Origin of the sequence: Stutzerimonas chloritidismutans (genome assembly GCF_020783375.1) — a bacterium.
GTDB classification, from domain to species: Bacteria; Pseudomonadota; Gammaproteobacteria; order Pseudomonadales; family Pseudomonadaceae; genus Stutzerimonas; species Stutzerimonas kunmingensis.
This window is the reverse complement of sequence record NZ_CP086067.1, coordinates 2,138,090-2,163,874: the sequence shown is the minus strand read 5'-3', so window position 1 is coordinate 2,163,874 and position 25,785 is coordinate 2,138,090. Positions and strand designations below refer to the sequence as shown.

General features: G+C 61.3%; 25 protein-coding genes. 14 read left to right on the top strand and 11 right to left on the bottom strand.

All coding sequences use genetic code 11. The features are described 5' to 3' along the window. The first annotated feature begins 21 nt into the window (after positions 1 to 21). The 7 genes from LLJ08_RS10095 (at position 22) to LLJ08_RS10065 (ending at position 6,501) form a co-directional block, all read left to right on the top strand. Positions 22 to 1,062 carry an RNA methyltransferase gene (locus LLJ08_RS10095; protein ID WP_228208858.1) on the top strand — a complete coding sequence of 347 codons (1,041 nt, stop codon included), beginning with the start codon at positions 22 to 24 and terminating at the stop codon, positions 1,060 to 1,062. Between the two features lie 82 nt (positions 1,063 to 1,144). Further along, positions 1,145 to 2,461, top strand: a complete 1,317-nt coding sequence (locus LLJ08_RS10090; RefSeq protein ID WP_228208857.1) for a leucine-rich repeat-containing protein kinase family protein — start codon at positions 1,145 to 1,147, stop codon at positions 2,459 to 2,461. A 24-nt stretch (positions 2,462 to 2,485) separates the two neighbouring features. After that, a complete protein-coding gene (locus LLJ08_RS10085; RefSeq protein WP_014820139.1) occupies positions 2,486 to 2,935 on the top strand; it encodes a hypothetical protein in 450 nt (149 codons plus the stop codon). A 165-nt stretch (positions 2,936 to 3,100) separates the two neighbouring features. Then, complete coding sequence (locus tag LLJ08_RS10080) at positions 3,101 to 3,631, top strand: Hsp20/alpha crystallin family protein (RefSeq protein WP_228208856.1); 531 nt, start codon at positions 3,101 to 3,103, stop codon at positions 3,629 to 3,631. Positions 3,632 to 3,797: 166 nt separating this feature from the next. Then, positions 3,798 to 4,013 carry a DUF2970 domain-containing protein gene (locus LLJ08_RS10075; RefSeq protein WP_023445301.1) on the top strand — a complete coding sequence of 72 codons (216 nt, stop codon included), beginning with the start codon at positions 3,798 to 3,800 and terminating at the stop codon, positions 4,011 to 4,013. A 345-nt stretch (positions 4,014 to 4,358) separates the two neighbouring features. Then, a complete protein-coding gene (locus LLJ08_RS10070; RefSeq protein WP_023445300.1) occupies positions 4,359 to 6,017 on the top strand; it encodes a nitrite/sulfite reductase in 1,659 nt (552 codons plus the stop codon). Beyond that, on the top strand, positions 6,001 to 6,501 hold the full coding sequence (locus LLJ08_RS10065; RefSeq protein ID WP_003279803.1) for a DUF934 domain-containing protein: 501 nt from the start codon (positions 6,001 to 6,003) through the stop codon (positions 6,499 to 6,501). Before LLJ08_RS10070 ends, LLJ08_RS10065 begins: the two co-directional genes overlap by 17 nt. A gap of 269 nt (positions 6,502 to 6,770) precedes the next feature. On the opposite strand, the gene LLJ08_RS10060 is transcribed toward LLJ08_RS10065, so the two are convergent. Next, positions 6,771 to 7,763 (bottom strand): YhdH/YhfP family quinone oxidoreductase, encoded by a 993-nt coding sequence (locus tag LLJ08_RS10060; protein WP_014820134.1) that lies wholly within the window; start codon positions 7,761 to 7,763, stop codon positions 6,771 to 6,773. Between the two features lie 13 nt (positions 7,764 to 7,776). Further along, positions 7,777 to 8,799 carry a protease SohB gene (gene sohB, locus LLJ08_RS10055; protein WP_041013728.1) on the bottom strand — a complete coding sequence of 341 codons (1,023 nt, stop codon included), beginning with the start codon at positions 8,797 to 8,799 and terminating at the stop codon, positions 7,777 to 7,779. 179 nt (positions 8,800 to 8,978) lie between these two features. Between sohB and LLJ08_RS10050 the strand changes: the two genes are divergently transcribed. The 4 genes from LLJ08_RS10050 (at position 8,979) to LLJ08_RS10035 (ending at position 12,149) form a co-directional block, all read left to right on the top strand. Continuing rightward, entirely contained in the window at positions 8,979 to 9,677 is a 699-nt protein-coding gene (locus LLJ08_RS10050; RefSeq protein ID WP_041013727.1) for a histidine phosphatase family protein, read from the top strand. Positions 9,678 to 9,736: 59 nt separating this feature from the next. Beyond that, the gene (locus LLJ08_RS10045; RefSeq protein WP_014820131.1) at positions 9,737 to 10,051 is read left to right on the top strand and encodes an SCP2 sterol-binding domain-containing protein; all 315 of its coding nucleotides are present in this window, start codon (positions 9,737 to 9,739) and stop codon (positions 10,049 to 10,051) included. Between the two features lie 207 nt (positions 10,052 to 10,258). Beyond that, positions 10,259 to 11,326 carry a phosphotransferase family protein gene (locus LLJ08_RS10040; RefSeq protein WP_046618973.1) on the top strand — a complete coding sequence of 356 codons (1,068 nt, stop codon included), beginning with the start codon at positions 10,259 to 10,261 and terminating at the stop codon, positions 11,324 to 11,326. A gap of 55 nt (positions 11,327 to 11,381) precedes the next feature. Next, positions 11,382 to 12,149: an SDR family oxidoreductase gene (locus LLJ08_RS10035; protein ID WP_228208855.1), complete on the top strand. Its 768-nt coding sequence runs from the start codon at positions 11,382 to 11,384 to the stop codon at positions 12,147 to 12,149. Positions 12,150 to 12,204: 55 nt separating this feature from the next. Here the strand turns inward: LLJ08_RS10035 and LLJ08_RS10030 are convergent, their stop codons facing one another. Next, the gene (locus tag LLJ08_RS10030) at positions 12,205 to 12,852 is read right to left on the bottom strand and encodes a hypothetical protein (RefSeq protein ID WP_228208923.1); all 648 of its coding nucleotides are present in this window, start codon (positions 12,850 to 12,852) and stop codon (positions 12,205 to 12,207) included. Between the two features lie 194 nt (positions 12,853 to 13,046). Here LLJ08_RS10030 and LLJ08_RS10025 point away from each other — a divergent pair, with 194 nt between their 5' ends. Beyond that, entirely contained in the window at positions 13,047 to 13,832 is a 786-nt protein-coding gene (locus LLJ08_RS10025; protein WP_228208854.1) for a TSUP family transporter, read from the top strand. Here LLJ08_RS10025 and nudC read toward each other — a convergent pair. From nudC to LLJ08_RS09990, 7 genes are all read right to left on the bottom strand, one after another. Beyond that, positions 13,800 to 14,630 (bottom strand): NAD(+) diphosphatase, encoded by an 831-nt coding sequence (gene nudC, locus LLJ08_RS10020; protein ID WP_228208853.1) that lies wholly within the window; start codon positions 14,628 to 14,630, stop codon positions 13,800 to 13,802. The genes LLJ08_RS10025 and nudC overlap by 33 nt on opposite strands. Beyond that, a complete protein-coding gene (locus LLJ08_RS10015) occupies positions 14,630 to 16,312 on the bottom strand; it encodes a FimL-related protein (RefSeq protein WP_228208852.1) in 1,683 nt (560 codons plus the stop codon). The genes nudC and LLJ08_RS10015 overlap by 1 nt, the downstream gene beginning before the upstream one ends. Positions 16,313 to 16,349: 37 nt before the next feature. Continuing rightward, entirely contained in the window at positions 16,350 to 17,162 is an 813-nt protein-coding gene (locus LLJ08_RS10010) for a crotonase/enoyl-CoA hydratase family protein (protein ID WP_102831848.1), read from the bottom strand. A 180-nt stretch (positions 17,163 to 17,342) separates the two neighbouring features. Next, positions 17,343 to 19,595 carry an Orn/Lys/Arg family decarboxylase gene (locus LLJ08_RS10005; protein WP_228208851.1) on the bottom strand — a complete coding sequence of 751 codons (2,253 nt, stop codon included), beginning with the start codon at positions 19,593 to 19,595 and terminating at the stop codon, positions 17,343 to 17,345. Between the two features lie 116 nt (positions 19,596 to 19,711). Beyond that, a complete protein-coding gene (gene dnaQ / locus LLJ08_RS10000; protein WP_023445288.1) occupies positions 19,712 to 20,437 on the bottom strand; it encodes a DNA polymerase III subunit epsilon in 726 nt (241 codons plus the stop codon). A 14-nt stretch (positions 20,438 to 20,451) separates the two neighbouring features. After that, entirely contained in the window at positions 20,452 to 20,907 is a 456-nt protein-coding gene (rnhA, locus tag LLJ08_RS09995; protein ID WP_014820122.1) for a ribonuclease HI, read from the bottom strand. Positions 20,908 to 20,945: 38 nt separating this feature from the next. Then, positions 20,946 to 21,716: a class I SAM-dependent methyltransferase gene (locus tag LLJ08_RS09990; protein ID WP_228208850.1), complete on the bottom strand. Its 771-nt coding sequence runs from the start codon at positions 21,714 to 21,716 to the stop codon at positions 20,946 to 20,948. Positions 21,717 to 21,825: 109 nt separating this feature from the next. Between LLJ08_RS09990 and gloB the strand changes: the two genes are divergently transcribed. Both gloB and LLJ08_RS09980 read left to right on the top strand, forming a co-directional pair. After that, a complete protein-coding gene (gloB, locus tag LLJ08_RS09985) occupies positions 21,826 to 22,605 on the top strand; it encodes a hydroxyacylglutathione hydrolase (RefSeq protein WP_228208849.1) in 780 nt (259 codons plus the stop codon). 100 nt (positions 22,606 to 22,705) lie between these two features. Then, on the top strand, positions 22,706 to 24,262 hold the full coding sequence (locus LLJ08_RS09980) for a lytic transglycosylase domain-containing protein (RefSeq protein ID WP_228208848.1): 1,557 nt from the start codon (positions 22,706 to 22,708) through the stop codon (positions 24,260 to 24,262). A gap of 11 nt (positions 24,263 to 24,273) precedes the next feature. On the opposite strand, the gene LLJ08_RS09975 is transcribed toward LLJ08_RS09980, so the two are convergent. Further along, entirely contained in the window at positions 24,274 to 25,725 is a 1,452-nt protein-coding gene (locus LLJ08_RS09975; RefSeq protein ID WP_228208847.1) for an HDOD domain-containing protein, read from the bottom strand. Positions 25,726 to 25,785: the final 60 nt, after the last annotated feature.

The following is a 25,785-nucleotide window of genomic DNA, read 5'->3' as shown; positions in this document are numbered from 1 at the left end:
CCCGGATAGAATGCGCGCCCTATGCGAATCCCAGACCTGCAGCAACGCCTCGCCGACATCGGCGCCAAGCCCCGTCATATCGGGCGAATGACCCGTGCCTGGCTCAAGGGCCTGCCGCTCGATGTCGGCCGTCGCCAGCAGCAGGCCGAGGACTTCCTGCCGCTGAGCGTGCGCGCAGGGCTGCCGACGCTGAGCGCCGAGATCGACGGACTGGCGCGGCTGCGTTCCGAACATCCGGCGGCCGACGGTTCGGCGCGCCTGCTGGTGGAGCTGGCCGATGGGCAGATGGTGGAAAGCGTCCTGCTGCCGCGCGACGGGCTGTGCGTGTCCAGCCAGGTCGGCTGTGCGGTGGGCTGCGTGTTCTGCATGACCGGCAAGAGCGGACTGCTGCGCCAGCTGGGCAGTGCCGAAATCGTCGCTCAGGTCGCCCTCGCACGACGCTTCCGCCCGGTGAAGAAGGTGGTGTTCATGGGGATGGGCGAGCCCGCGCACAATCTCGACAACGTCCTTGAGGCCATCGACCTGCTCGGCACGGACGGCGGCATCGGCCACAAGAATCTGGTGTTCTCCACCGTCGGTGACATGCGCGTGTTCGAGCGCCTGCCGCAGCAGCGGGTCAAGCCGGCGCTGGCCCTGTCCCTGCACAGCACCGATGCGGCGCTGCGTCAGGCCCTGCTGCCGCGGGCACCACAGATCGCTCCCGACGAACTGGTCGACCTCGGCGAGGCCTACGCCCGCGCGACCGGATTCCCGATCCAGTACCAGTGGACACTGCTCAAGGGCATCAACGACAACCAGGATGAGATGGATGGCATCCTGCGCCTGCTCAAGGGCAAGTACGCGGTGATGAACCTGATCCCCTACAACAGCCTGGAAGATGACGAATACCAGCGACCCGATGGCGAGCGCATCGTGCAGATCGTGCGTTACCTGCACAGCCGCGGCGTTTTGACCAAGGTACGCAACTCGGCCGGCCAGGACATCGATGGCGGTTGCGGCCAGCTCCGCGCCCGGGCCGAGCAGGTGCTCGATCGCAAGCGACGCGTTGATCGCGGGGCCTGAACCCGCAAGCCGCAGTCACTGTCCCAGCGCAATACGATTGATGGCCCGCCCGGCCTCATACAGCAAGGAAAGCGCAAGCCGCATGCACACACTGGAACAACTGGAACGTGGTGAACTGACAGGAATCCGCCGTCTCGATCTCTCGGCCGACCTGCAGCATTTTCCGGAGGCGATCTTCGCTCTCGCCGATACGCTGGAAGTACTGAATCTCTCCGGCAACCGACTCAACAGCCTGCCGTCCGACCTGTCCCGCCTGCGCAAGCTGCGCATTCTGTTCTGCTCGGACAACCTCTTCACCGAGGTGCCGGGCTGCCTCGGCGACTGCGAGCAGCTGGAGATGATCGGCTTCAAGGCCAACCAGATCCGCCATCTGCCTGGCGCCGCGTTGCCGCCGGCGTTGCGCTGGCTGATCCTCACCGACAACCAGCTGCAAGCGTTGCCTGACGAGATTGGCAATCGCCGCCACTTGCAGAAACTGATGCTCGCTGGCAACCAGCTGTCTTCGTTGCCGGATACGCTGGCCAATTGCGTCAACCTGGAATTGCTGCGCGTCGCCGCCAACCGCCTGCCAGCGCTGCCCGACTGGTTGCTGACACTGCCGCGACTCAGCTGGCTGGCCGCTGCCGGCAACCCCTTCAGCGACGCCAGCGAAGCGATGAGCCTCGCTCGTCATTCGCTACCGGCGATTCCGCGCGAACAGGTCGTCCTGCACGAGCAACTGGGCCAGGGTGCGTCGGGCATCATCTACCGTGCCGCATGGCAGCCGAGCGGACAGTCGCCCAAGCAAATGGCCGCCAAGCTGTTCAAGGGCCATGTCACCAGCGACGGCCTGCCCCACAGCGAGATGGCAGCCTGCGTATCCGCTGGCGCCCATCCAAACCTGATCGATGTTGCCGGGCCGCTGGCTGATCAGCCGGGCCAAACGCCGGGCCTGCTGATGGATCTGGTCGAGCCGGCCTTCCAGCCACTGGCTGGTCCGCCGTCGCTGGTCAGTTGCACACGCGATTGCTACGCCGAGGATCGAACCTTTACCGTGGAGCAGGCGCTGCGGATTGCCCGTGGCACCGCCTCGGCGGTCGCTCACCTGCATCAGCGCGGCATCCTGCATGGCGATCTGTACGCCCATAATCTGCTGGTCGACCCAACGGGCGAATGCCTGCTCAGCGATTTCGGCGCTGCCTCGTTCTTCGAGCCGGAGAGTGCCACTGGCCAAGCGCTGCAACGCATCGAATCGCGCGCTTTCGGTTGTCTGCTGGAAGAGTTGCTGCAACGCTGCCCAGACCTCGAAAACGATTCGCATCGGCACACTCTGTTCGAGCTACAGAATCAGTGCATGTCAGAGCAGCCAGAAGGCCGTCCAAACTTCAGTCAGTTGCACACCACTCTCGCCGCGCTCTGACGCGCTTTCCGGAGCGACCCCGCAATGAACTCACCCAAAGCAGACGAAGAACATACGCCCTACCCTAAACCCTACTCGGATGCGGCGGTCGATCAGGACCCGTTCATCCGTGGTTTGAAACAGCGCCTGCCCGAGCACTTGCGTGAATCCTTCAGCGAAGAGCAGCTCGATGCCCTGCGTGGGGTGTTCGGCGCACGGTCATGGGTCAAGCACCGCGTCGATCTGCGCGGTACGGTGAAGGTGTGGCGCGACCGCTATTACTTCGCGATCGTCGCCGGTCGCAACAAGCGAAACCTGACGCGTCCCCAGCAAAATCTCTCGCTGATGGCCAAGGCTGCATTGGCGACCTTGTTCCTGCTGTTTTCTGCATTGGTAGGGCTGGTGATCCTGTACGTGCTCAAGTCAGCGCTGGGGATCAATCTTTTCCCGGGCTTCTCGCTAGGGCTTTGGGATTGGCTGAAGGAGAGCATCTGAGTGTCTCCAAACGCTCCATCTGACCGTGCGCAGACCAGAGCCCTGCACTACTCTAAATGACGCACAGATAGTGGGGTATTGGTTGATCCGCTTCAATCCGCAGTCCTGCAGCTGGCAGAGCAAAGTCCTTCTTTGAACTTCCCTAGCTAATGAGGAGCTTGCGAAATGAACGATACTTCGAAAAAGCCTTCAGTCAGTACGAACGAGAAAAACGTGCCTTCGGCGTCTCAGGAGCCCTGGCGACCCTTCGACACCCTGCGCCGACAGGTGGATCGGCTCTTCGACGACTTTGAACGTCCCTGGCATCTACCCTTCAGCCGCCATGGTCTGGAAACCTCGCCCCTGTGGCAGGGTGGCCCCAATCGGATGCCGGTGATGGACGTTGTAGAGAAGGAAAACTCGTTCGAGATCACAGCCGAACTGCCCGGACTGGATGAGAAGGATGTGGAGGTAAAGCTGGCTGGCAACAGCCTGATCATAAAGGGTGAAAAACGCCAGGATCATAAGGAGGAACGCGACGGCTACCACCTATCCGAAAGATCCTACGGCAGCTTCCAACGCAGTTTCGCGCTGCCCGAAGGCGTAGACCGTGACAAGATCGACGCCACGTTCGGCAAGGGTGTATTGCGTCTGTCATTGCCCAAGCAGCCGGGCACCGCCGACAACACGAAGAAAATCTCCATCAAGGCAGAGTAATGCGACGGACCGGTTTGTAGTACAGCCGGTCCTGTATTTCAAAAATAGCCTGTGCGCTCGCCTCGCTCGGCTCTCTTTACCGCATCAAGTCTTTGCGCTGGCAATGCCTTTGTACGACTAGACTCCGGAGAAACCGCGATTGGAGGCAGTCATGTCCGAGACACCAATGAAAGACGATCAGGAAAAGACTCTGACGCTTCGCGAAATGCTGAGCAGCGTTCTGGCTGCGGCACTGGGCGTACAGAGCGGCAAGAACAGGGCCCGGGATTTCAGCCATGGAAAACCCAGCCACTTCATCATTCTCGGCGTGGGTTTCACCGTTCTGTTCGTGCTGGTGATCCTGGGGTTGGTGAAACTGGTGCTCTATCTGGTTGGGAGCTGAGCTTTTACTACTGATGGCTGACCCAGAAGATCGCGGTGCCCACCGCGAGCATGATCAGACTGAAGATAGCCGCGGCATCCACCACACTGTCGCGCTGTTCGTTTCTCACGGAAGTTCTCCTCTAGCGGTTCGATGATATCGACAGCTTCTTTGAGGCAGTTAAGACCACAGTTGTGCGTTGCTCAAGGGCAGCGGGTTATAAGTCCATTTCGCTTGGTTTGGTTCTAAACATATTCCCAAACATCACTTTTGCGTATAACCACGAGCTGGTATCGTGCCGCCCTCCCTTAATGGGTGCGCGGCCGTGCGCGCGAATGCTGTAGACAGCCTGAAAACAGGACATTTATGTACGTTTACGATCAGTACGACCAACACATCATCGAGGATCGGGTCCGGCAGTTCCGCGACCAGACTCGCCGCTTCCTGGCTGGCGAACTCGCTGATGAAGAATTCCGCCCGCTGCGTCTGCAGAATGGCCTGTACATCCAACGTTATGCGCCGATGCTGCGCGTAGCCGTGCCTTACGGGCTACTGTCCTCCACCCAGGTACGCAAGCTGGCCGAGATCGCACGTCATTACGACAAGGGATACGCGCACATCAGTACCCGGACCAACGTGCAGTTCAATTGGCCCGAGTTGGAAGACGTGCCGGAAATTCTTGCCGAGCTGGCCACCGTGCAGATGCACGCCATCCAGACCAGCGGCAATTGCATCCGCAACACCACCACCGACCAGTTCGCCGGTGTCGCCAAGGACGAGCTGATCGATCCCCGCCCGTGGTGCGAGATCATTCGCCAGTGGTCGACCTTCCACCCCGAATTCGCCTTCCTGCCGCGCAAGTTCAAGATCGCCGTCAACGGCGCGGTCAGCGACCGGGCCGCCATCGAGGTGCACGATATCGGCCTGGAAGCGGTGAAGAACGAGGCCGGCGACCTGGGCTTCCGTGTTTCGGTCGGCGGCGGCCTCGGGCGGACCCCAATCGTCGGCAGCTTCATCAACGAATTTCTGCCTTGGCAGCACCTGTTGAGCTATCTCGACGCCATCCTGCGGGTCTATAACCGCTATGGCCGTCGTGACAACAAGTTCAAGGCACGCATCAAGATTCTGGTCAAGGCCCTCACACCAGAAGTGTTTGCCGAGCGCGTCGATGCCGAATGGGCGCACCTCAAGGACGGCCCGACGACGCTGACCGAAGCTGAAGTTCAGCGTGTCAGCAAGTTTTTCGTCGATCCGGAGTACAAAGCCCTGGAAGACCAGAGCGCTGCGCTCGCCCAGCTGGACGCAGAGCATCCGGGCTTTGCTCGCTGGCGCCAGCGCAACGTGGTCGCACATAAGAAGCCCGGCTACGCGGCAGTCACCCTCTCGCTGAAGAGCACTGGCGTGGCTCCGGGCGACGTCACCGACAAGCAGCTCGATGCCATCGCCGATCTGGCCGATCGCTACAGCTTCGGCGAGGTGCGCAACTCCCACGAGCAGAACATGATTCTGGCCGATGTCGAGCAGGCCAAGCTGTTCGAGCTCTGGCATGAACTGCGCGAATTGGGTCTGGCCACGCCGAACATCGGCCTGCTGACCGACATCATCTGCTGCCCTGGCGGCGACTTCTGCTCGCTGGCCAACGCCAAGTCGATCCCAATCGCCGAATCCATCCAGCGTCGCTTCGATAACCTCGATTACCTGTTCGACCTGGGCAACATCGACCTGAACATCTCAGGCTGCATGAACGCCTGCGGTCACCACCATGTCGGCCATATTGGCATTCTGGGCGTGGACAAGAAGGGCGCGGAGTTCTACCAGGTTTCGCTGGGCGGCAGTTCCGGCCGTGACGCGAGCCTCGGCCAGATCCTCGGCCCATCCTTCGCCCAGGACTCGATGCCAGATGTGATCGAAAAGATCATCAACGTTTACGTGGAGCAGCGTACCGAAGATGAACAGTTCATCGACACTTACCGCCGCATCGGCATTGATCCCTTCAAGGAGCGCGTCTATGCAGCGAATCATTAAGAACGATCAACTGGTCGACGAGACCTGGCACCTGCTGCCCAAGGAACAGACGCTCGACGACCTGTGCAACAGCGACGATCTGATCGTGCCGCTGCATCTCTGGCTGGACCATGCCCATGCGCTGAAAGCCCGCGACGGCGGCCTCGGGGTCTGGCTCGATGCCAACGAGCAGGTCGAGGACATCGCAGACGACCTGGCGCACTTCCAGGTCATCGCGCTGAATTTCCCCAGCTTCACCGACGGCCGCCACTACTCCAGTGCCCGCCTTTTGCGCGAGCGCTACGGCTACAAAGGCGAGATCCGCGCCATCGGCGATGTGCTGCGGGACCAGCTGTTCTACATGCGTCGCTGCGGCTTCGATGCGTTCGCCATTCGCGCCGATCGGGACCCGGTCGACGCGCTGGAAGGCTTGAAGGACTTTTCGGTGACCTATCAGGCCGCGGCCGACGATGAGCGCCCGCTGTTCCGCCGTCGCCAGGGTTGATAGCAGTCCGGTCGATTGCGACAAATAAAAAGCCCGCCTATTGGCGGGCTTTTCATTGCTTCATTGATACATCCAGAAGTTGGGGTGTTCGACCGGCGTGGTAACTACATCGGCCTTTTTTCCGGCTGCGATCTGTTTGATCTTTTCGGCAAGCTTCTTCATGAACCATTTCCTCGGTTGCGATCAGGAGTGGCGCTAGATTCCGCCAATTAACGCTACCGAGGAAATTCATTGCCACTATCGCGGCGATAAGCCAGCACGCGTGGAATTCAGTCCACGCGGACCAGCACTCGACCCACCTGGCCGCCGGCCAGAATGCGCTCGATCGCCGTCGGTAACTCCTCCAGCCCGACCTCCTGCGAGAGGTCGTCCAGATTGGCCAGCTTCCACTGCAGCGATAGCTTGTCCCACATGGAAGCCTTGACTACCAGCGGGATCTCCACCGAATCAACACCCAGCAGATTCACGCCGCGAAGAATGAACGGCAGAACACTGGCCTGGAAATGCGTCCCGGCGGTAAGCCCGCAACAGGCCACGCTGGCACCGCGCTGTAGCGACTTCACCACGTTGAACAGGATGTCTCCGCCAACGGTGTCCACCGCCCCGCCCCATTGTTCCTTGAGCAACGCTTTCTCCACACCAGCCTGCAGTGCGGCGCGCTCGACGATCTGGCTAGCCCCCAGGCGAGTAAGGAAGTCCGCCTGATCAGCCTTGCCCGTGACCGCCGCAACCTTGTAGCCAAGACTGGCCAATAGCGCCACCGCTATGCTGCCAACGCCACCCGTCGCGCCAGTGACCAGCACGGGCGCTTCGCCTGGCTCAAGACCCGCCTGTTCCAGCTTGTCGACGCAGAGGGCCGCGGTCAGCCCGGCCGTGCCGAGGATCATAGCCTCGCGCAACGAAAGCCCCTGCGGGCGCTTGATCACCCAGGCCGCCGGAACGCGGATGTACTGGCCGAAGCCACCGGCGGTGTTCATGCCCAGGTCGTAGCCCGTGACAATCACCTCATCGCCTTCGGCGAACTCACCGACGCTGGACGAAGCCACGACACCCGCGGCGTCGATGCCTGGCGTATGGGGAAATGAGCGGGTCACGCCGCGATTGCCGCTCGCCGATAGCGCATCCTTGAAGTTCAGCGAGGAGTAATGCACCCGAATGAGTACCTCACCGGCTGGCAGCTCGTCGGTAGTACGTTCGACGATACGGGTTTCGAAACGACCCTCGGTCGTCTCGCTGACTTGTAGTGCCTTGAAGCTGCTCATGCGGTTCCCCTTGTCATTGCCAAAAACGTTGTTCGTTCAGCCGGCTCCAGCCTTTCAGCAAGCCGTGCTCCATAACCGTACTGGCCGCCATGCCGAAGCGCTCGGGCAGGCTTTTCTTCTGTATGTAATGCAACTGGAACAGTTCCGCTTCCTGAGCGCGCTCGGCGAGATATTGATCGCTGGTCTTGAGTTCGTCCGCCAGATGCTTGCCCAACGCGGCAATGCCCAGCCACACCTCTCCCGTCGCCACGTCATCTATCGACAGGTTCTGCCGGTAACGCGCGACGAAGTTCTTGAACAGCTCGTGGGTCGTCTCCAGGTCTTCCTGGAACTTCTCGCGGCCCTTCTCGGTGTTCTCGCCGAACACGGTCAACGTGCGCTTGTACTCGCCAGCGGTCAGCACTTCGAAATCGACATCGTGCTTCTTCAGCAGTCGATGCACATTCGGCAGCTGTGCCACCACGCCAATGGAACCGAGAATGGCGAACGGTGCGGTGAGAATGCGATTGCCGATACAGGCCATCATGTAGCCGCCGCTGGCTGCGACCTTGTCGACACAGACGGTCAGAGGCACGCCGGCATCTCGAATGCGCACCAGCTGCGAGGCAGCCAGGCCATAGCCATGGACCATGCCGCCACCACTTTCCAGGCGCAACACCACCTCATCCTGCGGCGTCGCCATGGTCAGCAGCGCGGTGATCTCGTGGCGCAGGTTGTCTACTGCAGACGCGCGAATATCGCCATCGAAATCGAGAACGAAGACTCGAGCTGGAGACTCGGCCTTCCTGTTCTGCTTGGCCGCCTTCGCTTCGCGCTTGCGCAATGCCTTGAACGCGTCCTTCTCCATTACGGCCTGCTCCAGGCGCTCACGCATGGATTTGTAGAATTCGTTGAGCTTGTGCACCTCGAGGTGCCCACCACTCTGTTTGCTGCGCCCCCGCCGCATCGAAGCCAGCGCGATGAGCACGATCACGATCGCCACGACCAACGTGACGGTCTTTGCCAGGAAGCTGGCATAGTCGACAAGAAATTCCACGTATCCCCCTCGATGAGTTCCGATCGCCGACAAACTACCTTCGGCGGCATGCCGCCAGCATACCGGCGGGCCTGTACCTGAGCCAGCGCGAGCGATTCAAACAAACGTTCGAATTATCGTTGACACTCCCGAACGATGTCCCTACCCTCGCGAAAAACAGTGCCGGCCGGAGCAGCAGCATGGGCAGTATCTACCTGATCAGGCATGGTCAGGCGTCTTTCGGCGCAGAAAACTACGACGTGCTGTCCCCGCTGGGATATCGCCAGTCCGAAGCCTTGGGTGACTACCTGGCGCAACTCGATGTGTCTTTCGATAGATGCCTGAGCGGCGAGCTGGAACGCCAGCAGAATACCGCCCGCGCCACGCTGGCGAGGCTAGGCGCTCAGCCTGAGCTTGAAGTCGATGCTGCCTTCAATGAGTTTCACGCCGATGCGGTTATCCGCGCGCATCTTCCTGACCTGCTCCAGGTGGAGCCGAATGCGATGCACATCCTGCGCAACGCCGCCGATCATCGTGCCGACTTTCAGCGCCTGTTCACCCATGTAGTGCATCGCTGGATATCCGGTGAACATGAGAAGGACGACCTGGAGAGCTGGCAGCACTTTCTCGACCGTGTACGTGGTGGTCTTGAGCGCGTTCTCGATCAAGCCGGCAAACGCGACCGTATCGCCATCTTCACCTCCGGTGGAACTATCACCGCGCTGCTGCAACTGATCATAGGCGTGCCGCCGATCAAGGCGTTCGAGATGAACTGGCAGATCGTCAACACCTCGCTCAGCCTGTTGAAATTTCGTGATCGGGATGTCGCGCTGGCTTCGTTCAACAGCCATGCGCACCTGCAACTCCTGAAGAATCCGGAGCTCGTCACCCATAGATGAGCCCAGCCCCAAGCGGCCAAAAGCTGCGTGTACCCATAACGACCAAAAAGGAAACCCTCATGAGCAACGTCGCCGAAACTTTCAAAGGCATGCAGTCGAAGTTCAACCCCAGCGCCGCTGCCGGCCTGGATCTGGTCTTCCAGTTCAACATCACTGATGCCGAAAACTACTACCTGGTGGTCAAGGATGGTACCTGCGATCTGCAGCAGGGCGATTCCAGCGACGCCAACGTCACTCTGATCATGGACAGCGAAACCATGCAGGGCATCGTTAGCGGCGAAACCGACGGCATGCAGGCCTTCATGGCCGGCAAGCTGCGCGCCGAAGGCGACATGATGCTGGCCATGAAGCTCAGCGAACTGTTCCCAGCCTGAGGCGAAAGCTGATTGCTGAGATGCAAAGGAACCGAAGTCTCAGACTTCGGTTTTTTTATGCCAGCGATTCATACGCGGACGAATCAGGGAGCTTGATTAACCAGCAACACTCCGGCCAATAACAGCGCGCATCGCTTGGTCTACGCAACCTTGAGCATTAGATTACTGAATCATCTTGGGCACCGAACATAAGTAGAAGGGATAATAATGGCGCTTACAGATCAAACCACCCGCGTCCGTGCAGGCGAGGAGTTGCCGGTCGATATCATCGACCAATACTTGAAGGCGCATATCCCTGGCCTGAACGGTACACCGCAGATTTCCCAGTTTCCCGGCGGCGCATCGAATCTGACCTACCTGCTGCAGTACCCCGATCGCGATCTGGTCTTGCGCCGCCCTCCCTTCGGACACAAAGCCAAATCAGCCCACGACATGGGCCGCGAATTTCGAATTCTCAATCAGCTCAACGAAGGCTTTCCCTACTGCCCGAAGGCGTACGTGTACTGCACCGATGATTCAGTGATAGGCGCGGAGTTCTACGTGATGGAGCGCGTCAACGGCATCATCCTGCGCTCGGAGCTGCCGCCGGAACTGAGCCTCGATGAAGACCAGACCCGTGCCCTCTGCGAGAGCTTCATCGACAAGTTCGTCGACCTGCACAATGTCGACTATCAGGCCTGCGGCCTTGGCGACCTGGGCAAGCCTGAAGGTTACGTGAAGCGCCAGATCGAGGGTTGGAGCGAGCGCTACGAGCGCGCCATCACCCCCGATGCGCCCGCCTGGGAGGCGGTGAAGGCCTGGCTGAAGGACAAGATGCCGGCGGATCACCCTAAGCCGGGAATCATTCACAACGACTACCGTTTCGACAACGTCATCCTCAACCCGGACAACCCGATGGAGATCATCGGCGTACTGGATTGGGAAATGACCACCATCGGCGATCCGCTGATGGATCTGGGCAATACGCTGGCCTACTGGATCGAAGCCGCTGATCCTCAGCCAATGCAGGCAATGCGTCGCCAACCGAGTCATCTGCCCGGCATGCATACCCGGCAGGGCTTCGTCGATTACTACGCGCAACGAGCCGGGATCGAGATTCCCTGCATCGATTTCTACTACACCTATGGCCTGTTTCGCCTGGCTGGAATCGTTCAGCAGATCTACTACCGCTTCTATCACGGTCAGACCCAGGACCAGCGTTTCGCCTCATTCATCCACATGAACAAGTTGCTCGAACACAAGGCGCTGCAAGTGATCGGGCAATCGACGCTCTGAAGCTATCCTAACCCTGTGGCACGCCACAGGACCGAACAAGAAAAGAGGAACGACCATGTCCAAGACCACCCTGTTCGACCTAGACGGCAAGATCGCCTTCGTTTCCGGCGCCAGCCGCGGTATCGGCGAAGCCATCGCCAAACTGCTCGCGCAGCAAGGCGCCCATGTGATCGTATCCAGCCGCAAGATCGAAGGCTGCCAGGTGGTAGCCGACGCGATCATCGCTGAAGGCGGCAAGGCCACCCCGGTCGCCTGTCACATCGGCGAGATGGAACAGATCCAGTCAGTGTTTGCCCAGATCCGCGAACAGTTCGGCCGCCTCGATATTCTGGTCAACAATGCGGCGACCAATCCCCAGTTCTGCCACGTGCTGGATACCGATGTTTCGGCCTTCCAGAAAACCGTCGACGTGAATATCCGCGGCTACTTCTACATGTCCATCGAAGCCGGCAAGCTGATGCGCGAACACGGCGGCGGCAGCATCATCAACGTCGCTTCCATCAACGGGGTAACGCCCGGCAACTTCCAGGGCATCTACTCGATCACCAAGGGCGCCGTGATCAACATGACCAAGGCCTTCGCCAAGGAATGCGCGCAGTTCGGTATTCGCTGCAATGCCCTGCTGCCAGGCCTGACCGATACCAAATTCGCCTCAGCGCTGGTCAAGAACGAGTCCATCCTGGAGATGGCACTGCAGCACATCCCGTTGAGCCGGGTCGCCCAGCCGAGCGAAATGGCCGGTGCGGTGCTCTACCTGGCCAGCGACGCGTCCAGCTACACCACCGGCGTGTCGCTGAACGTCGACGGTGGTTATCTGGCCTGATCGTTCGCCGCACAAAAAAGGGAGCCAAGCGGCTCCCTTTTTTGTCTGCCCACGCTTACCAGTTCTTCAGTGCCTCGGTCGCAGCGGCATTCACCGGTTTCGCCAGTAGCCCCGTAGGCGCCAGTTCCACGGCATAGACGGCCCCATCGGCGATCGGCATGTACTCGACACGAAGCACTTGCGGTTCAAGGAAGTGCAGATCGCGGCGCTCGAGCTGAAGCGCGTCCCATATATCCACGCCCAGAAGGTTCTCGCTCAGTACAACGCGACCATGGCGGGCGATGTTCTGTTGCTCCACGGCGAGATATCGTCCGGAAAGTCGCTCCAGTCGATACCCTGACTCCAGACCTATTAGCTCAGCCAGGCTCTTCCAGCGAAGCAGATGGAGATCGAGCTGCCATAGATCGCCTTCCAGCATCACCGTTCGCGTCTCGTTGCCCTGTTCCAGGCTGACTTCGTAACGCTGCGGACCCTGGGCATGGAAACTCACAGTGACCAGCGGCTTCTTGTCAGGCAGCGCAGCGTAGGTGCTGACGTCATAGCCAATCAGGCCAATCAATCCGGCGAACAACAGAACCAAAAAGCCGCACGTCCCGCGCAACCATCCCATCAGCCAGTGCCCCCCCAGTAGCAAGCGCAGCGCGACCAGCAATACGATCACAGCCAGCAGTGCGATCACGATCGCAAGCCCGAGATATTGCATAACCATGCGTCCTTTCAATTGGGTGCGACATTATCCGCAGGAGCAATCAGAGCAGCCAGCATCTGCATGGGACGGCCATCACGCGCTGACACACTTGTCTATCAGGACGTGGATCTCGGTCATACGAGCAAGCTCTTTCGCCGACGTGGCCAGTCGCATTATCCTCCGCTTCCGTTCTGCCTATTGAGGCCTGCATGCCCTTCGCACTTGAGCTCGCGCTCGATCCTGCCACGTTGGTGATTCTGTTCGCCGTAGCTTTCACTGCCGGGTTCATCGACGCCATCGCCGGGGGCGGCGGGTTGTTGACCATTCCTGCCCTGCTGACTGCCGGCCTACCACCGCATCTCGTGCTGGGCACCAACAAGCTGTGCGCCACATTCGGCTCGGCCACAGCCAGCTACACCTTCTATCGCCGCCGACTATTCGAGCCGGGCCTGTGGCGACGAGCGCTCACAGGCACGGCGATCGGCGCCGCAGTTGGCGCAGTAGTCGCGCAGTTCATGCCGGCAAGCTGGCTTAACCAGCTATTGCCGCTGGTGGTTTCTGCCTGCGGGATCTATCTGCTCTTCAGCCATATGCCGGCCAGATCAGCCAGCGATGCAGTGGCCATCGGCCGCAGACGCCAATGGCCACAGAGCCTTTCACTGGGCTTTTACGACGGCGTAGCCGGCCCGGGAACCGGCGCCTTCTGGACGGTCAGCAGCATGCTGCTCTACCCGCTCGACCTGCTGAGAGCGAGCGGCATGGCGCGGACGATGAATTTCGTCAGCAATGCCATGGCGCTTGCAGTATTCATAATCGGCGGTCACGTCGCCTGGGTGCTGGGCATTGGGATGGGGCTGGCCTTGATGGCAGGGGCCTACTTCGGCGCGCGCACGGCGATCCGCGGTGGCTCGCGGTTCATCCGTCCGGTATTCATTCTGGTAGTACTGGCGATGAGTCTGCGGCTAGCCTGGCAACACTGGTTCGGGGTGGCCTAGCCGACGGGCCAGATAAAGCTCGATCAGATAGCGCGCGATGGATTGGCGCGCGGGCAACGCCGGCAGGTTGTCGATGGCGAACCAACGGGCATCCTCGATTTCCTCTGGCTGCAGCACGATATCGCCATCGGCATATTCCGCGTGGAACCCGAGCATGAGGGAATGGGGAAACGGCCAGCCCTGGCTGGCGATGTACTGCGGCGCATGAATGGCCACACCGACTTCTTCTCTTACCTCGCGTGCGACGCACTGCTCCACCGACTCACCCGGCTCAACATAACCGGCCAGCGTGCTGTAGACACCAGCCGCGAAACGCGGTGAGCGCGCCAGCAACAGTTCATCTCCACGGGTGACCAGGACGATCATGCTCGGTGAAAGCCGCGGGTAGTGCTGGACTCCACAGGCTGGACAGTACATGGCACGCTCACCGGCTCGCGCCTGCATGGGCGAGCCACAGCTGCCACAGAAACGATGCTGGCTGACCCAGGTACCGATCTGCGTGGCATAGCCGAGGAGCCGGAACAGATCGCGATCGTCCTCCTGCATGAACTGGCGCAGGCCCTGCCAGCGCGCTCCTGGTACATCGGCCGGAAAGTCCAGTTCGAAAAGAAACACCGGCTCTCCGTCGAAGTGCCCCAGACCCTGTTCGCTGAGCAGCGGCAGATCCAGGCGCTTGAGCCAGTCCCGCGGAAAGAGCGCACCGTTACCATCGAGCAGAAACTGCTGCCGGCAGTGCACCACCGCCCAGCCTCCTGCCATCGAAGGATCGAGCAGCGCCGCCTGCCAGCGCAAGCTCATCAGGCGGCTACCGGCATGCCCAGCGCGCGCACGCTCTCGCTGGCCAGATCAAGCACGCTCACGCGCGAGTCGTCACGTCGCAATACCGCACCACCTTCAAGGTAGTACTCCAGGCTGGTCAGCGCATCGGCCAGAGTTTCCAGCAGTTGCTCGGGGGGCATCTGGTTCGATTCGAGCATGTGCTTTTGAATGAAATCAGCGCAGGCGCCGATCAGGTCCGCCGCACGTTCCTGCTCGAGGAAACGCAGACCGCCGCGCACGGCCTGCAGGCTGAACGGCACGTTGGCCAGGTGCAATTTCTCCCCGTTGGACTCGAGATAAGCGGTGATCGCCCGCTTGGCCAGTGCCAGGCCTGCGGTCGCCTCATCGATTACCACGATGCACGCTTCGGTGAGCTGGTGATTGGCAAAGGCTTCCGCTTCCATTCCGGGTCGGGCGACCTGAGGCTTGGTATCGCGTCGATCGCCGCGCTCGAGGCTGGCGACCATGCTTTCGACATACAGCACGGCATCGGCGAGACGCTGGATGACATGCGGTTCCGGCGCATGCTCCAGGCTCCAGCCAGACACGTCGCCCAGCTGCGCCTGCAGCGTGCTGGCCGCAGATGAAAGGCCAACCATGCCGAGGGTCTTGGCCATCTTCCCGAGCAGGTTATGCAGGTTCGAGTAGGCTTCCGCCTGGGCGGTATCTCGCTCGATTAGATCCAGCAGATCCTTCAGGCTCGCCAGTTCCTCACGGATCGCCGAGGACAGCGAACGCATGACGGCCTGGCCCGGGCCGGCCAGGCGCTGGGATTCATCTTCCAGCAGGTGGTCGGTGAACGGCAGCGAACCCAGCGAGAACACCTGACGGACCTGGCTGGCGATAGGCCCATGGGTGTCCGCCAGCGCGACGACGTATAGCAGCTCTTTGAGCAGGCTGCGTGGCGCCTCGTATGCAGGGTTGCCAATGACCTGCTTGAGTTCCCGGTCCAGACGGGAAAACAGCTGCTTGCGCGACTTGCGCGGCAATAGCTGGCCGTCCAGTTGCGATTCGACAGCGGCGCTGCCGATCCAGCACAGCCGACCTCCTGGCGACTCGACGAAGAGATGATCCAGCCGCGTCAAAGCGCGGCCCATGAGTTTCAGGCTGGCTGGCAGATTCTCTTCACGAATGAAGCCGAGCAACCCGACCTGATACATCTGACGCAGCCGCCGGGCCTCGGCAACTGGCGCGGCTCCCGAACGAACCGGCACGTCCAACGCAGGACGGGCATGGTCGAGCCGGACGCTGAAAAAGAAACTTTCCGGCAACGGCGGCTGCGCGCACGCCTGGCGCAGCGCGTTGATGGCTGGAAGCAGCAGCTCGGGGATTTCCTGGCGGCTGGCATCGACGCTTTCCAGATAACGCCGCAGCACGTAGAGCGCGTTGCTCAGCGCGGCGAGTTGCACGTCGCGGTCCTCGCCGGCGCCGACCGGGATGTCGGTAGCCAGCTGCAGTATTTCTTGCGCGAGCAACTCGGCGCCGGTCAGCTCGATGAGGTTGAGCGTACCGCGCACCTGCTTGAGGTTCTCCACGGCCTGCTGCAACAGGCCGCCGTTGTTGCGGTCGATGATGAAATGCTCGAGGCTCTGCTCGGCTTCTTCCATGGTGGCGAACAGTTCGTCACGTACCAGACCGAGTGAAGTAGCTCCAGTAACCATGCCTAGTGCGCCTCCCGCGCAAACGTGTGGTGACGCATCAGTCGGCAAAGTCCGGCTTCTGTTTGCTCATATGAGCGGCGATGGCGACCTTGATGTCGGCCGACTGCAGCATGGCCGCATTCCAGGTGGCGATGTACTCGAGACCATCGTCGACCCGGTGATCGCGCATGTAACGGATCATCTCCTTGGTGCCGCGAATGGCGAGCGGTGATTTGCTGGCGATGTCACGGGCCAGCTCCAGAACGGCGTCCATCAGCGTCTGCTGATCGGCATAGGTGCGATTTACCAGCCCGATGCTGCGCGCTTCCTCGCCGCTGATGGTGCGGCCGGTAAAGGCCAGTTCGCGCATCATGCCGTCGCCGATGATGCGAGGTAGGCGCTGCAAGGTGCCGACATCGGCAGCCATGCCCATGTCGATTTCCTTGATCGAGAATTTCGCGTCCGCCGTGCTGTAACGCATGTCGCAAGCGGAGATCAGATCGATGGCGCCGCCCAGACAGTAACCCTGAATCGCGGCTATGACCGGCTTGCGGCAGTTGTCAACGGCATTGAACGATGCCTGCAGAGAGAGGATCTTGCGCCGCAGCTGCTCGGCATTGCGGCCGACGTCGTTGCCAAGCTGGCTGCCGACCGAAGCCAGCATCTGCAGGTCTATACCGGAAGAGAAGTGGTCACCGGCGCCACTGAGGACGACTACGCGTACTTCGTCGGTTGCATCGATCCAGTTGAAGATATCGATGATTTCCGACCAGAACGCAGCGTCCATCGCATTGATCTTTTCAGGCCGATTGATCACGACGCGGGCAATCTTGTCTGCCAACTCTACGCGGAAGGCTTTGTATTCGGTCACGCTATCATCCTCGACAGCAAGGGCGCATGGGGAGCGCCGTGGCGGGCAAACCCGTACGACGGCGGGCAACTATAACAACTGCCACCACGACGAGTGAATGTCGATGCAGACGATGTGATACAGACCACGCCGCCAGACGACCTGTTCATGCCGTTGTAGACGGTGGCGAGCATCGACGCATCATTCTTCGCGGATACAGTCGACGGTGTACACACATCCATCCGCGCCTGCCTCATGTTGCAGGCCATGAACGTCGGCATCGAACCCGGGGAAACGCTCGGCGAAATCACGGGCGAAACGAAGGTAATCGAGAATCGAGCGAGTCTCTTCGGTAAAGCGTTCGCCCGGCATGATCAACGGGATACCCGGCGGATACGGCACCAGCATGACCGCCGCGATCCGGCCCTGCAGTGCCTCGATCGGCACCGCTTCGACCTCGCCGCGAACCAGCTTGTCATAGGCCTGGGCCGGAGTCATCGCAGGCTCCGGCAACGCCGTGTACATCCTGCGCATGGCCCGCGCCGTGGCGTTTTCGCAATAACAGGCATGCAGCGCATCGCAGAGATCACGCAGCCCCATACCCGTATAGGCCGCTGCACCGGCGCGCGCAATCGATGGCAGGGCATCGATCAGCGGGATATTGGCGTCGTAGTGACGCTTGAACTCCAGCAACTCGGTCAGCAGAGTGCTCCACTTGCCCTTGGTGATGCCCATGGAGAACAGCACCAGCATCGAATACAGCCCGGTTTTTTCCACCACCAGACCACGTTCCCAGAGAAACTTGCTGACCACCGCCGCCGGTATGCCACTTTCACCCAGTGCGCCGGATGCGGTAAGGCCCGGAGTGACGAGCGTGACCTTGATTGGGTCGAGCAGTACGTAATCGTCGGCGATATCGCCGAAGCCATGCCAGTCAGCCGTTGGCTCGAGAAGCCAGTCCGGGGTCACCAGCGCCTCGGCGCCGTCGACCAGTGGTGGCTGCCAGATGCTGAACCACCAGTCGTCGGCATCGATGTGCTGGCGCAGGTTGGCCAGCGCCCGACGAAAGCTCAGCGCCTCATCGAACGTCTCTTGAATCAACGAGCGTCCCGCCGGGCCTTCCATCATGGCCGACGCCACGTCCAGTGATGCGAGGATGCCGTACTGCGGCGAGGTGGAGATGTGCATCATGAAGGCTTCGTTGAAGCGATCGCGGTCGAGCTGCCGTGTCTGGCTGTCGAGCACATGGATCATCGAGGCCTGGCTGAACGCTGCCAGCAGCTTGTGCGTCGAGTGGGTGGTGAACACCAGCGGGCCCTGCTCCCGCGTATCCATGCCGTAGCGGCCGTCATAGAACTCGTGGAATGCCGCGTAGGCGTACCAGGCCTCGTCGAAGTGCAGCACTTCTACGTTGTCAGCCAGGGTGCGCTTGATCAGGTTGGCGTTGTAGCAGAGCCCGTCGTAGGTCGAGTTCGTCACCACCGCCAGCTTGACCTTCGGCGGCCGGCCACGCGCCAGCGGGTTGGCGGCGATCTTCGCCTGGATGGACTCGCGGGTGAATTCTTCCAGCGGAATCGGGCCGATGATGCCCAGCTCGTTGCGCGTCGGGCTCATGTACAGCGGTATCGCGCCCGTCATGATGATGGCGTGCAGAATCGATTTGTGGCAGTTGCGATCCACCAGCACCAGATCGTCTCGTGCGACCATCGAATGCCAGACGATCTTGTTCGCCGTCGAAGTGCCATTGATCACGAAGAACGTGTGATCAGCGCCAAAGTTGCGTGCGGCGCGGGCTTCCGCCGCCGCTACCGGCCCGGTGTGATCGAGCAACGAGCCAAGCTCGGGTACCGAAACCGACAGGTCCGAGCGCAAGGTGTTTTCACCGAAGAACTGGTGGAACGCCTGGCCGACCGGACTCTTGCGGTAGGCCACGCCCCCACCGTGTCCCGGCGTATGCCAGGAATAGTTCGACTCGCCGGTATGGCGTACCAGCGCGCTGAAAAACGGTGGCAGCAGATCCTCGAGATAACCGCGTGCGGCCCGGGCGACCTGGCGCGCAAGAAACGGAACGGTGTCTTCGTACAGGTAAAGCAGGCCACGCAACTCGTTGAGATCGGCCATTGCCTCGGCAGGCGCATTCTCGATGGTGATCTGCTCGCCCAGTGCAAAGATCGGCAGACGCGGCGCGCGGCGACGAGCGACGCGGATCAGTTCCACCACGTCGTGCAGCAGGCGCTGATTGTCACCGGCGCCTTCTGCCGCAACCAGAATGCAGGCCAGCCCATGGTGCGTGGAGGCGACGATTCGTCCCTCGTTGGAGCTTGCTGTAGGCAGGATATTGAAGCCGTCGCGCTCCAGTTCGGAAGCGATGCCGCGCACTCGCTCACCGGCAACGGTGTCGGCCTTTATGTCACGGTGAACGATGAGGATGGGGAATTTCAGGTCTTTGTACATGCGCACTCTCTGCGAACGATCCACCTACAGGGTAGAAGCGTCCGCAGCAAAGGAACAGCGCATTGAAACGAGCGATTGTGAGGCAGCGTCGCAAGTAGGCGGCAATGCCGAGCCATTCAGACTTCGAGCTGAGCCCAGAGCGGAGCTGCCCCGGCGGCTTTCTCGATCGCGGCCATTCGAGCCATGTGCGCGGCAACCTCTTCTTCGGTAGCGCGCAGCACCGCAGTGCGCGGCCGATCGGCCGGTAGCCGGCGGATCGGCGTGGGCTGGGGGCGACCGCCGTCGGAACTTTCACCATCACCCGCGAGGGACAGATTGGTCTGCCCGCCGGTCATGGTCAGCCAGACGTCGGCGAGAATCTCGGCATCGAGCAGAGCGCCGTGCAGATCGCGGCCCGAGTTGTCCACGCCGTAGCGTTTGCACAAGGCATCGAGGCTGTTGCGCTGGCCCGGGTGACGCTCCCGAGCCATCAGCAGGGTATCGAGCACCGAGCAGTGGTCGGTGATCTCGGCACGCTCCTGCTGACCGAGCAGCGCGAACTCGTTATTGATGAAGCCAAGGTCGAACGCGGCGTTGTGGATGACCAGCTGCGCGTCCTTGATGAACTCGAAGAACTCGTCGGCGATATCGCGGAACCGCGGCTTGTCGACAAGAAACTCGTTGGTGATGCCGTGAACGGCGATCGCGCCCTCGTCCACTTCACGATCAGGTTGCAGATATACGTGGTAGTGCCGCCCGGTCAGGCGGCGGCCGATGACTTCGACACAGCCAATCTCGATGATCCGGTGGCCATCGGTCACCGGCATGCCGGTCGTTTCGGTATCCAGCACTACGCTGCGCATATCGTTTAGCTCACTTACACAATCGGTTGTCGTTTGGCCTGTACCACGCCGCGATTCGCCAGCAGGTCAGCATGCTCGTTACCGGGATGGCCGGTATGACCGCGAACCCACTCCCAGCTCACCTGATGGCGATTGACCTGCTCGTCGAGCTGCTGCCAAAGATCGGCATTCTTCACCGGCTGCTTGCTCGCCGTTTTCCAGCCGCGCTTCTTCCAGTTGGGCATCCAGTCGTTGATGCCCTGCATGACGTACTGCGAGTCGGTCACCAAACGAACCTTGCACGAGCGCTTCAGCTCCGCCAACCCGCGGATTGCCGCCATGAGCTCCATGCGGTTGTTGGTAGTGTCGGGCTCGCCGCCCCAGAGCTCGCGCTTGACACCCTTATAAATAAGTAGCGCCCCCCAGCCGCCCGGCCCGGGATTGCCCTTGCAGGCACCGTCGGTGTAGATCTCGACCCAATCGTCGCTCATGTGGATTGCTTACTCTGTTTGCCGGCAGGCTCGGGACGTCAAGGGAGTCGGTGCTGTTCGGCTTCGCGGCGGCTGACTTTGGCGACGGGCATCGGCAATAGCTTGCCCATGCGTTCGCGGCGCTCCTGGCGCAAGGGCCGCAGGCCGATCATCAACTTGCGCGCGACCAGCAGATAGAAACCGCCAGTTGGCGCCTGCAACTGCTGGCCGACGGACTCCAGACGAGACAACCGCGCCTGCCAGTCGCTCGAAGAAAGCGGCGGACAATAGCATCCGAAGCGACGTTTCTCCAGCGCGAATCCCAGCAGGTTCAGCCAGTCCCCTACCCTTGACGGACGAATGCAACGCGCCTGCCGAAACGCCTCGCGCGAGACCAGATGACGCAGGCCCCAGACACTCCAGGGGTTGATACCGACGATCAGCAGATGCCCGCCCGGACGAACGCCACGCGCCGCTTCACGCAACAACCCATGGGGCGACAGGCTGAAATCCAATGCATGCTGCAGCACCACGACATCAGCAGCATGCTCGCCGAGCGCCCAGGCCTGCTCCTCGCAATGAATCTCCACACCAGGCAGTGGCGCACCGAGGCGAACGCTGCGTTTGATGTTCTGTGGTTGCACCGGCTCGCCGCTGAACGGGCCATTGTGCACCAGATAGCTGCCGAAACAACGCGCCAGCTCTTCGGTAAGGACTTGCTTCTCCTGAACCAGCAGCTGCTGGCCCAGCGGCCCCTCGAACCAGGCGGACGCCTCATTGATCATGGACAGCCAATGGTCGCTGCCCTGGGTGGACGGTCGATCGTTCATCGCTCGGCTCCGTTCGCCGCGCGATCTGCGCGGCGCTGAGTTCGCTCGGGTTCAACTTTCCCATGGGACTGCTAGGATGCGCCTTTGTCACTCAATTGGCGACCCGCCCATGTTGAAGATCGAAGCCCTGCCCGCCTTCACCGACAACTACATCTGGTTGCTTCTGGACGAGGCCACTCAACGCTGCGCTGCCGTCGATCCCGGTGATGCCACGCCAGTCCTGAAGTGGCTGCGCGACCACCCGGACTGGCAGCTCAGTGACATCCTGATTACCCACCACCATCGCGACCACGTCGGCGGCGTCGAACGGCTCAAGACACAGACCGGCGCGCGCGTTCATGGACCGGCGGCCGAGAACATTCCCGCGCGCGACGAGGCGCTGAGCGACGGCCAGCACCTCGAGGTACTCGGGACGGACTTGCAGGTCATCGCCGTCCCTGGCCACACGCTTGGCCATATCGCTTATTTCCATGCCGACCCCGTGCAGCCCTGGCTGCTCTGTGGCGATACGCTGTTCGCCGCCGGCTGCGGGCGTCTGTTCGAAGGCACGCCCGAGCAGATGTTCCGCTCGCTGCAGCGCCTGGCCGATACACCGGATAGCACCCTCGTCTACTGCACCCACGAATACACGCTGAGCAATCTGCGCTTTGCCCGGGCAGTGGAACCGGACAACCCGGCCATTGGAAAACGCATGCGCGAGGTGACCGAACTGCGCGAATCGAACCGCTTCAGCCTGCCAAGCAGAATGGATATCGAGCGCGCGACCAACCCTTTTCTGCGTTGTGGTGTCGCCGCCGTTCAGCATGCGGCAAGCGAGCGCAGCGGCGGCCAGCTAGACGGCGATGTGGCGGTTTTCGCGGCTTTGCGCGCCTGGAAGGACGCCTTCTGACAAGGTCGACAGGTTCCCGAAACGCGGCATGCAGCCTTGACCCCACCAGGGGGCGTTCCTAGAATCCCCCGAATTTTGTTTCCGGGGAAGATTCCAGCCAATGCCGCCAGCTCCCAAGAAACGCCTCGAACCGGACGCCTTGGCAGCCTCTGGTCGGGCGTTGGCTCTAGCCGTTTGCGTCGCCCTAGCGGGCTGTCAGAGCAACGCCGTGCGTGATGATGCACGCGATCAGGCAAGCCGCACCACGGCGCCTGTGGCACAAGAGCCCATCTGGCTGAACGACACCCCCGTCATCACCGAACACCAGGACATCTGGGAGCGAATTCGCGAGGGTTACAAGCTTCAGGAGCATCTGGACAGCAACCCCCGCATCGAGCAACAGCGCCTGCTGTTCTCCAGTCGCCCAAGATCCATCGAAATCGCCAGCGAGCGCGGCAGCCCCTATATCCACTACATTGTCGAGCGCCTCGAAGAGCGCGACATGCCGCTGGAACTGGCTTTGCTGCCGATTATCGAAAGCTCCTACGATCCCTTCGCCTATTCGCCCGCCCACGCCGTCGGGCTCTGGCAGTTCATTCCCGCCACCGGCCGGCACTTCAATCTTCGGCAGACAAGCTGGTACGACGGCCGCCGTGACATCACCGCCTCGACCAATGCAGCCCTGCGTTATCTGAGCTACCTGCACGGCCTGTTCAACGGTGACTGGCTGCTGGCACTGGCTGCCTACAACTCGGGTGAAGGCACCGTGAGCCGGGCCATCGAACGCAACCAGAAGCTAGGCCTGCCGACCGACTACTGGAACCTGCCATTGCCGCAGGAAACCCGCGACTACGTGCCGAAGCTGCTGGCCCTGTCGCAGTTGATCCAGGCCCCTGAGGCCTATGGCATCAATCTCAATTCGATCGCCAACGAGCCCTACTTCGAAGTCATCGCGCTCAAGCAGCGCATGGATCTGGCGCGGGTCGCCAAACTCGCCGACCTGGACGAGGACGAGCTCTACCAGCTGAATCCTGCCTTCACCCGCCGAATTACCCTGGATGGTCCGCAGCAGCTGCTGGTGCCAATGGAAAAGGCTGAAATGCTGGCAGCCAACCTGGCGCTGATGAAGCCGCAGGACCTGGTCGACTGGCAGCAGTATCAGGTGCGCGCAGGAGACACCCTGGGCGTCATCGCTAACCGTCATCATCTGACCGTCAACATCATCCGCGACGTGAACCGGTTGAAGAGCGACACGTTGCGGATCGGGCAGGTCCTCAGCCTCCCAACCAGCGGTGATGCCGGCGCTTCGCGGGAGTTGCTGCACGCTGTAGCGCGTCAGCCGGCCGCCACGCCGCGCAGCTACCGGGTCAAATCTGGCGACAATCTCTGGGACATCGCCAAGGCTCAGCGCGTCTCGGTACGCGACCTGCAGCGCTGGAACAAGCTCTCCGGCAGCCAGCTCAAAGTGGGCCAGGCGCTGTTCCTGCAGGGCCCGGCAGTAGCCAAAGCGCAGAGCAAGGGAAATTCGCCTACCTATTACAAAGTGCAGAAAGGCGACTCGCTGTACCAGATCGCCAAGCGCTTCAACGTACAGCTGAACAACCTGAAGACCTGGAACCCGAAAGGCACCAGCGTGCTGCGCCCTGGCCAGCTGCTGACGCTATACCTCGCCAACTAGCCCTCCGCCATTCACCCAGCCGGACGCTTGCTCAGGGACTCCAGGCAGCGTCCAGTCAGCTGGGTAAAGCGCTGAAACGCGACGAACTGTTCGTGTTTCAGCGCCCGCCCCGAAAGCCGGCAATCGCCGTAGATCACACCTATTTCACGCGTCCCCGCCATCAGCGGTGCGATGAAGAACATGCCATTGCCAAACCACTTTCGCAGCGGCTGGGTCACCAGGTCGGCCAAGTTATAACTTGCCGGCACGCCCATCCAGAGCGACTGCCGATGGCGCAGTGCGTAACTGAACACGTTCGGCTGCTCGGGTTGGTCAGCGGGAAGCACGAAGCCCTGAATCCAGGTCTCGGTCCCTTCACCGACGGCGCAACGCACCTTGAAACGCGTCTGCTGATCGGCCAGCACCGCCACCATCACACGTTCCAGGCCAACCCCGCGGTGCAGCCCCTTCAGCAGCGTATCCAGAATCAACGTGGCATCGCCGCCGCCTGAGGCCATGAGCCCCAGGTCCTGCAGCGCCTGTTGCATCAGCAACAGATCCGGTTGCAGCAAGGCTGCCTGACGCTGGGCCTGCTGCAGGCGGATCTGCTCGGGATCGGTACTGGGAATGAGCCGGCCCAGACGACTTGCGCCAAATGTGGTCGCCACCTGCACGGTTTCATCGGCGCTGGCGAGTATCTGCTGCAACGCATCAGCTTCATCCACGCCGGTGAACTCGGCCACGGCCCTGGTCAGTGACGTCATCCGCTCGCACTCCCAGCCTCCGAGTGCGGCTTCGCTGATCTGTACGCCCAGCGCGACCGCGCGAGCGGCCGGATCGCTGCTGGCCACCTGAGTGTGTGCAAGACTGGTCAACTCTCCCAGGTTCCAGCTTCTGACCAGACCCAGGCTGAGCTGCCGGAAGCTGGTGCCCAACACGCTCTGCACTGCATCGTCAGGCTTGATGCCCGGCTGCGTCAGCTGCAGGGCCAGCTCATCTGCCTGCTCTCCACCGCAGCCCCAGAACGCCAGCTCGCCCACGTTGTAGAGCAGCGCGGCAATGAATACTTCTTCCTCGTGACGCGAAAGCACATAGCCGGCGATGTTGCGCGCTTGCACCGCGGCGTGAAACGAACGAGCCAGCAGTTCCAGCAGCTGCTCCCTCGGGGCGCGCTCAAGCAGGCTGTCGATCAGCGTGACCGACAGACTGATCAGGCGCACGTTCTCGAAGCCGATCATTACGATGGCCCGAGAAATCGTCTTGATGGTCTCCTGGGAGGGGTTGTAATAGCTGCTGTTGCCGACCCTCAGCACCTTGGAAGTCAGCGAGGCATCACGAAGCAGTACATCGGCCAGTTGCTGCACCGAAGCATGTTCATGCACGGCAAGGCGCTGCAGATCCTTGACCACGGACGCCAACGCAGGCAGCTCCGATTGATTCAGGCGGTCTATCCATGCCTGAAGACCCTGGGCACGTACATCCAAGAGGTCACCTCTGCACAATGCCATTACGGGAAATGACCGGCAGTTTGCCCGAGTTGCCCG

Coding starts and splice junctions, on each gene's coding strand:
- LLJ08_RS10050 (WP_041013727.1), top strand. CDS start 8,979: ATGGGCAGTATCTACCTGATCAGGCATGGTCAGGCGTCTTTCGGCGCA.
- LLJ08_RS10095 (WP_228208858.1), top strand. CDS start 22: ATGCGAATCCCAGACCTGCAGCAACGCCTCGCCGACATCGGCGCCAAG.
- LLJ08_RS10025 (WP_228208854.1), top strand. CDS start 13,047: ATGCCCTTCGCACTTGAGCTCGCGCTCGATCCTGCCACGTTGGTGATT.
- LLJ08_RS10075 (WP_023445301.1), top strand. CDS start 3,798: ATGAAAGACGATCAGGAAAAGACTCTGACGCTTCGCGAAATGCTGAGC.
- LLJ08_RS10085 (WP_014820139.1), top strand. CDS start 2,486: ATGAACTCACCCAAAGCAGACGAAGAACATACGCCCTACCCTAAACCC.
- LLJ08_RS10030 (WP_228208923.1), bottom strand. CDS start 12,852: ATGCAATATCTCGGGCTTGCGATCGTGATCGCACTGCTGGCTGTGATC.
- dnaQ (WP_023445288.1), bottom strand. CDS start 20,437: ATGCGCAGCGTAGTGCTGGATACCGAAACGACCGGCATGCCGGTGACC.
- LLJ08_RS10005 (WP_228208851.1), bottom strand. CDS start 19,595: ATGTACAAAGACCTGAAATTCCCCATCCTCATCGTTCACCGTGACATA.
- LLJ08_RS10070 (WP_023445300.1), top strand. CDS start 4,359: ATGTACGTTTACGATCAGTACGACCAACACATCATCGAGGATCGGGTC.
- LLJ08_RS10080 (WP_228208856.1), top strand. CDS start 3,101: ATGAACGATACTTCGAAAAAGCCTTCAGTCAGTACGAACGAGAAAAAC.
- LLJ08_RS10015 (WP_228208852.1), bottom strand. CDS start 16,312: ATGGTTACTGGAGCTACTTCACTCGGTCTGGTACGTGACGAACTGTTC.
- LLJ08_RS10040 (WP_046618973.1), top strand. CDS start 10,259: ATGGCGCTTACAGATCAAACCACCCGCGTCCGTGCAGGCGAGGAGTTG.
- gloB (WP_228208849.1), top strand. CDS start 21,826: ATGTTGAAGATCGAAGCCCTGCCCGCCTTCACCGACAACTACATCTGG.
- nudC (WP_228208853.1), bottom strand. CDS start 14,630: ATGAGCTTGCGCTGGCAGGCGGCGCTGCTCGATCCTTCGATGGCAGGA.
- LLJ08_RS09980 (WP_228208848.1), top strand. CDS start 22,706: ATGCCGCCAGCTCCCAAGAAACGCCTCGAACCGGACGCCTTGGCAGCC.
- LLJ08_RS10060 (WP_014820134.1), bottom strand. CDS start 7,763: ATGAGCAGCTTCAAGGCACTACAAGTCAGCGAGACGACCGAGGGTCGT.
- LLJ08_RS10065 (WP_003279803.1), top strand. CDS start 6,001: ATGCAGCGAATCATTAAGAACGATCAACTGGTCGACGAGACCTGGCAC.
- LLJ08_RS09990 (WP_228208850.1), bottom strand. CDS start 21,716: ATGAACGATCGACCGTCCACCCAGGGCAGCGACCATTGGCTGTCCATG.
- rnhA (WP_014820122.1), bottom strand. CDS start 20,907: ATGAGCGACGATTGGGTCGAGATCTACACCGACGGTGCCTGCAAGGGC.
- LLJ08_RS10090 (WP_228208857.1), top strand. CDS start 1,145: ATGCACACACTGGAACAACTGGAACGTGGTGAACTGACAGGAATCCGC.
- LLJ08_RS10045 (WP_014820131.1), top strand. CDS start 9,737: ATGAGCAACGTCGCCGAAACTTTCAAAGGCATGCAGTCGAAGTTCAAC.
- LLJ08_RS10035 (WP_228208855.1), top strand. CDS start 11,382: ATGTCCAAGACCACCCTGTTCGACCTAGACGGCAAGATCGCCTTCGTT.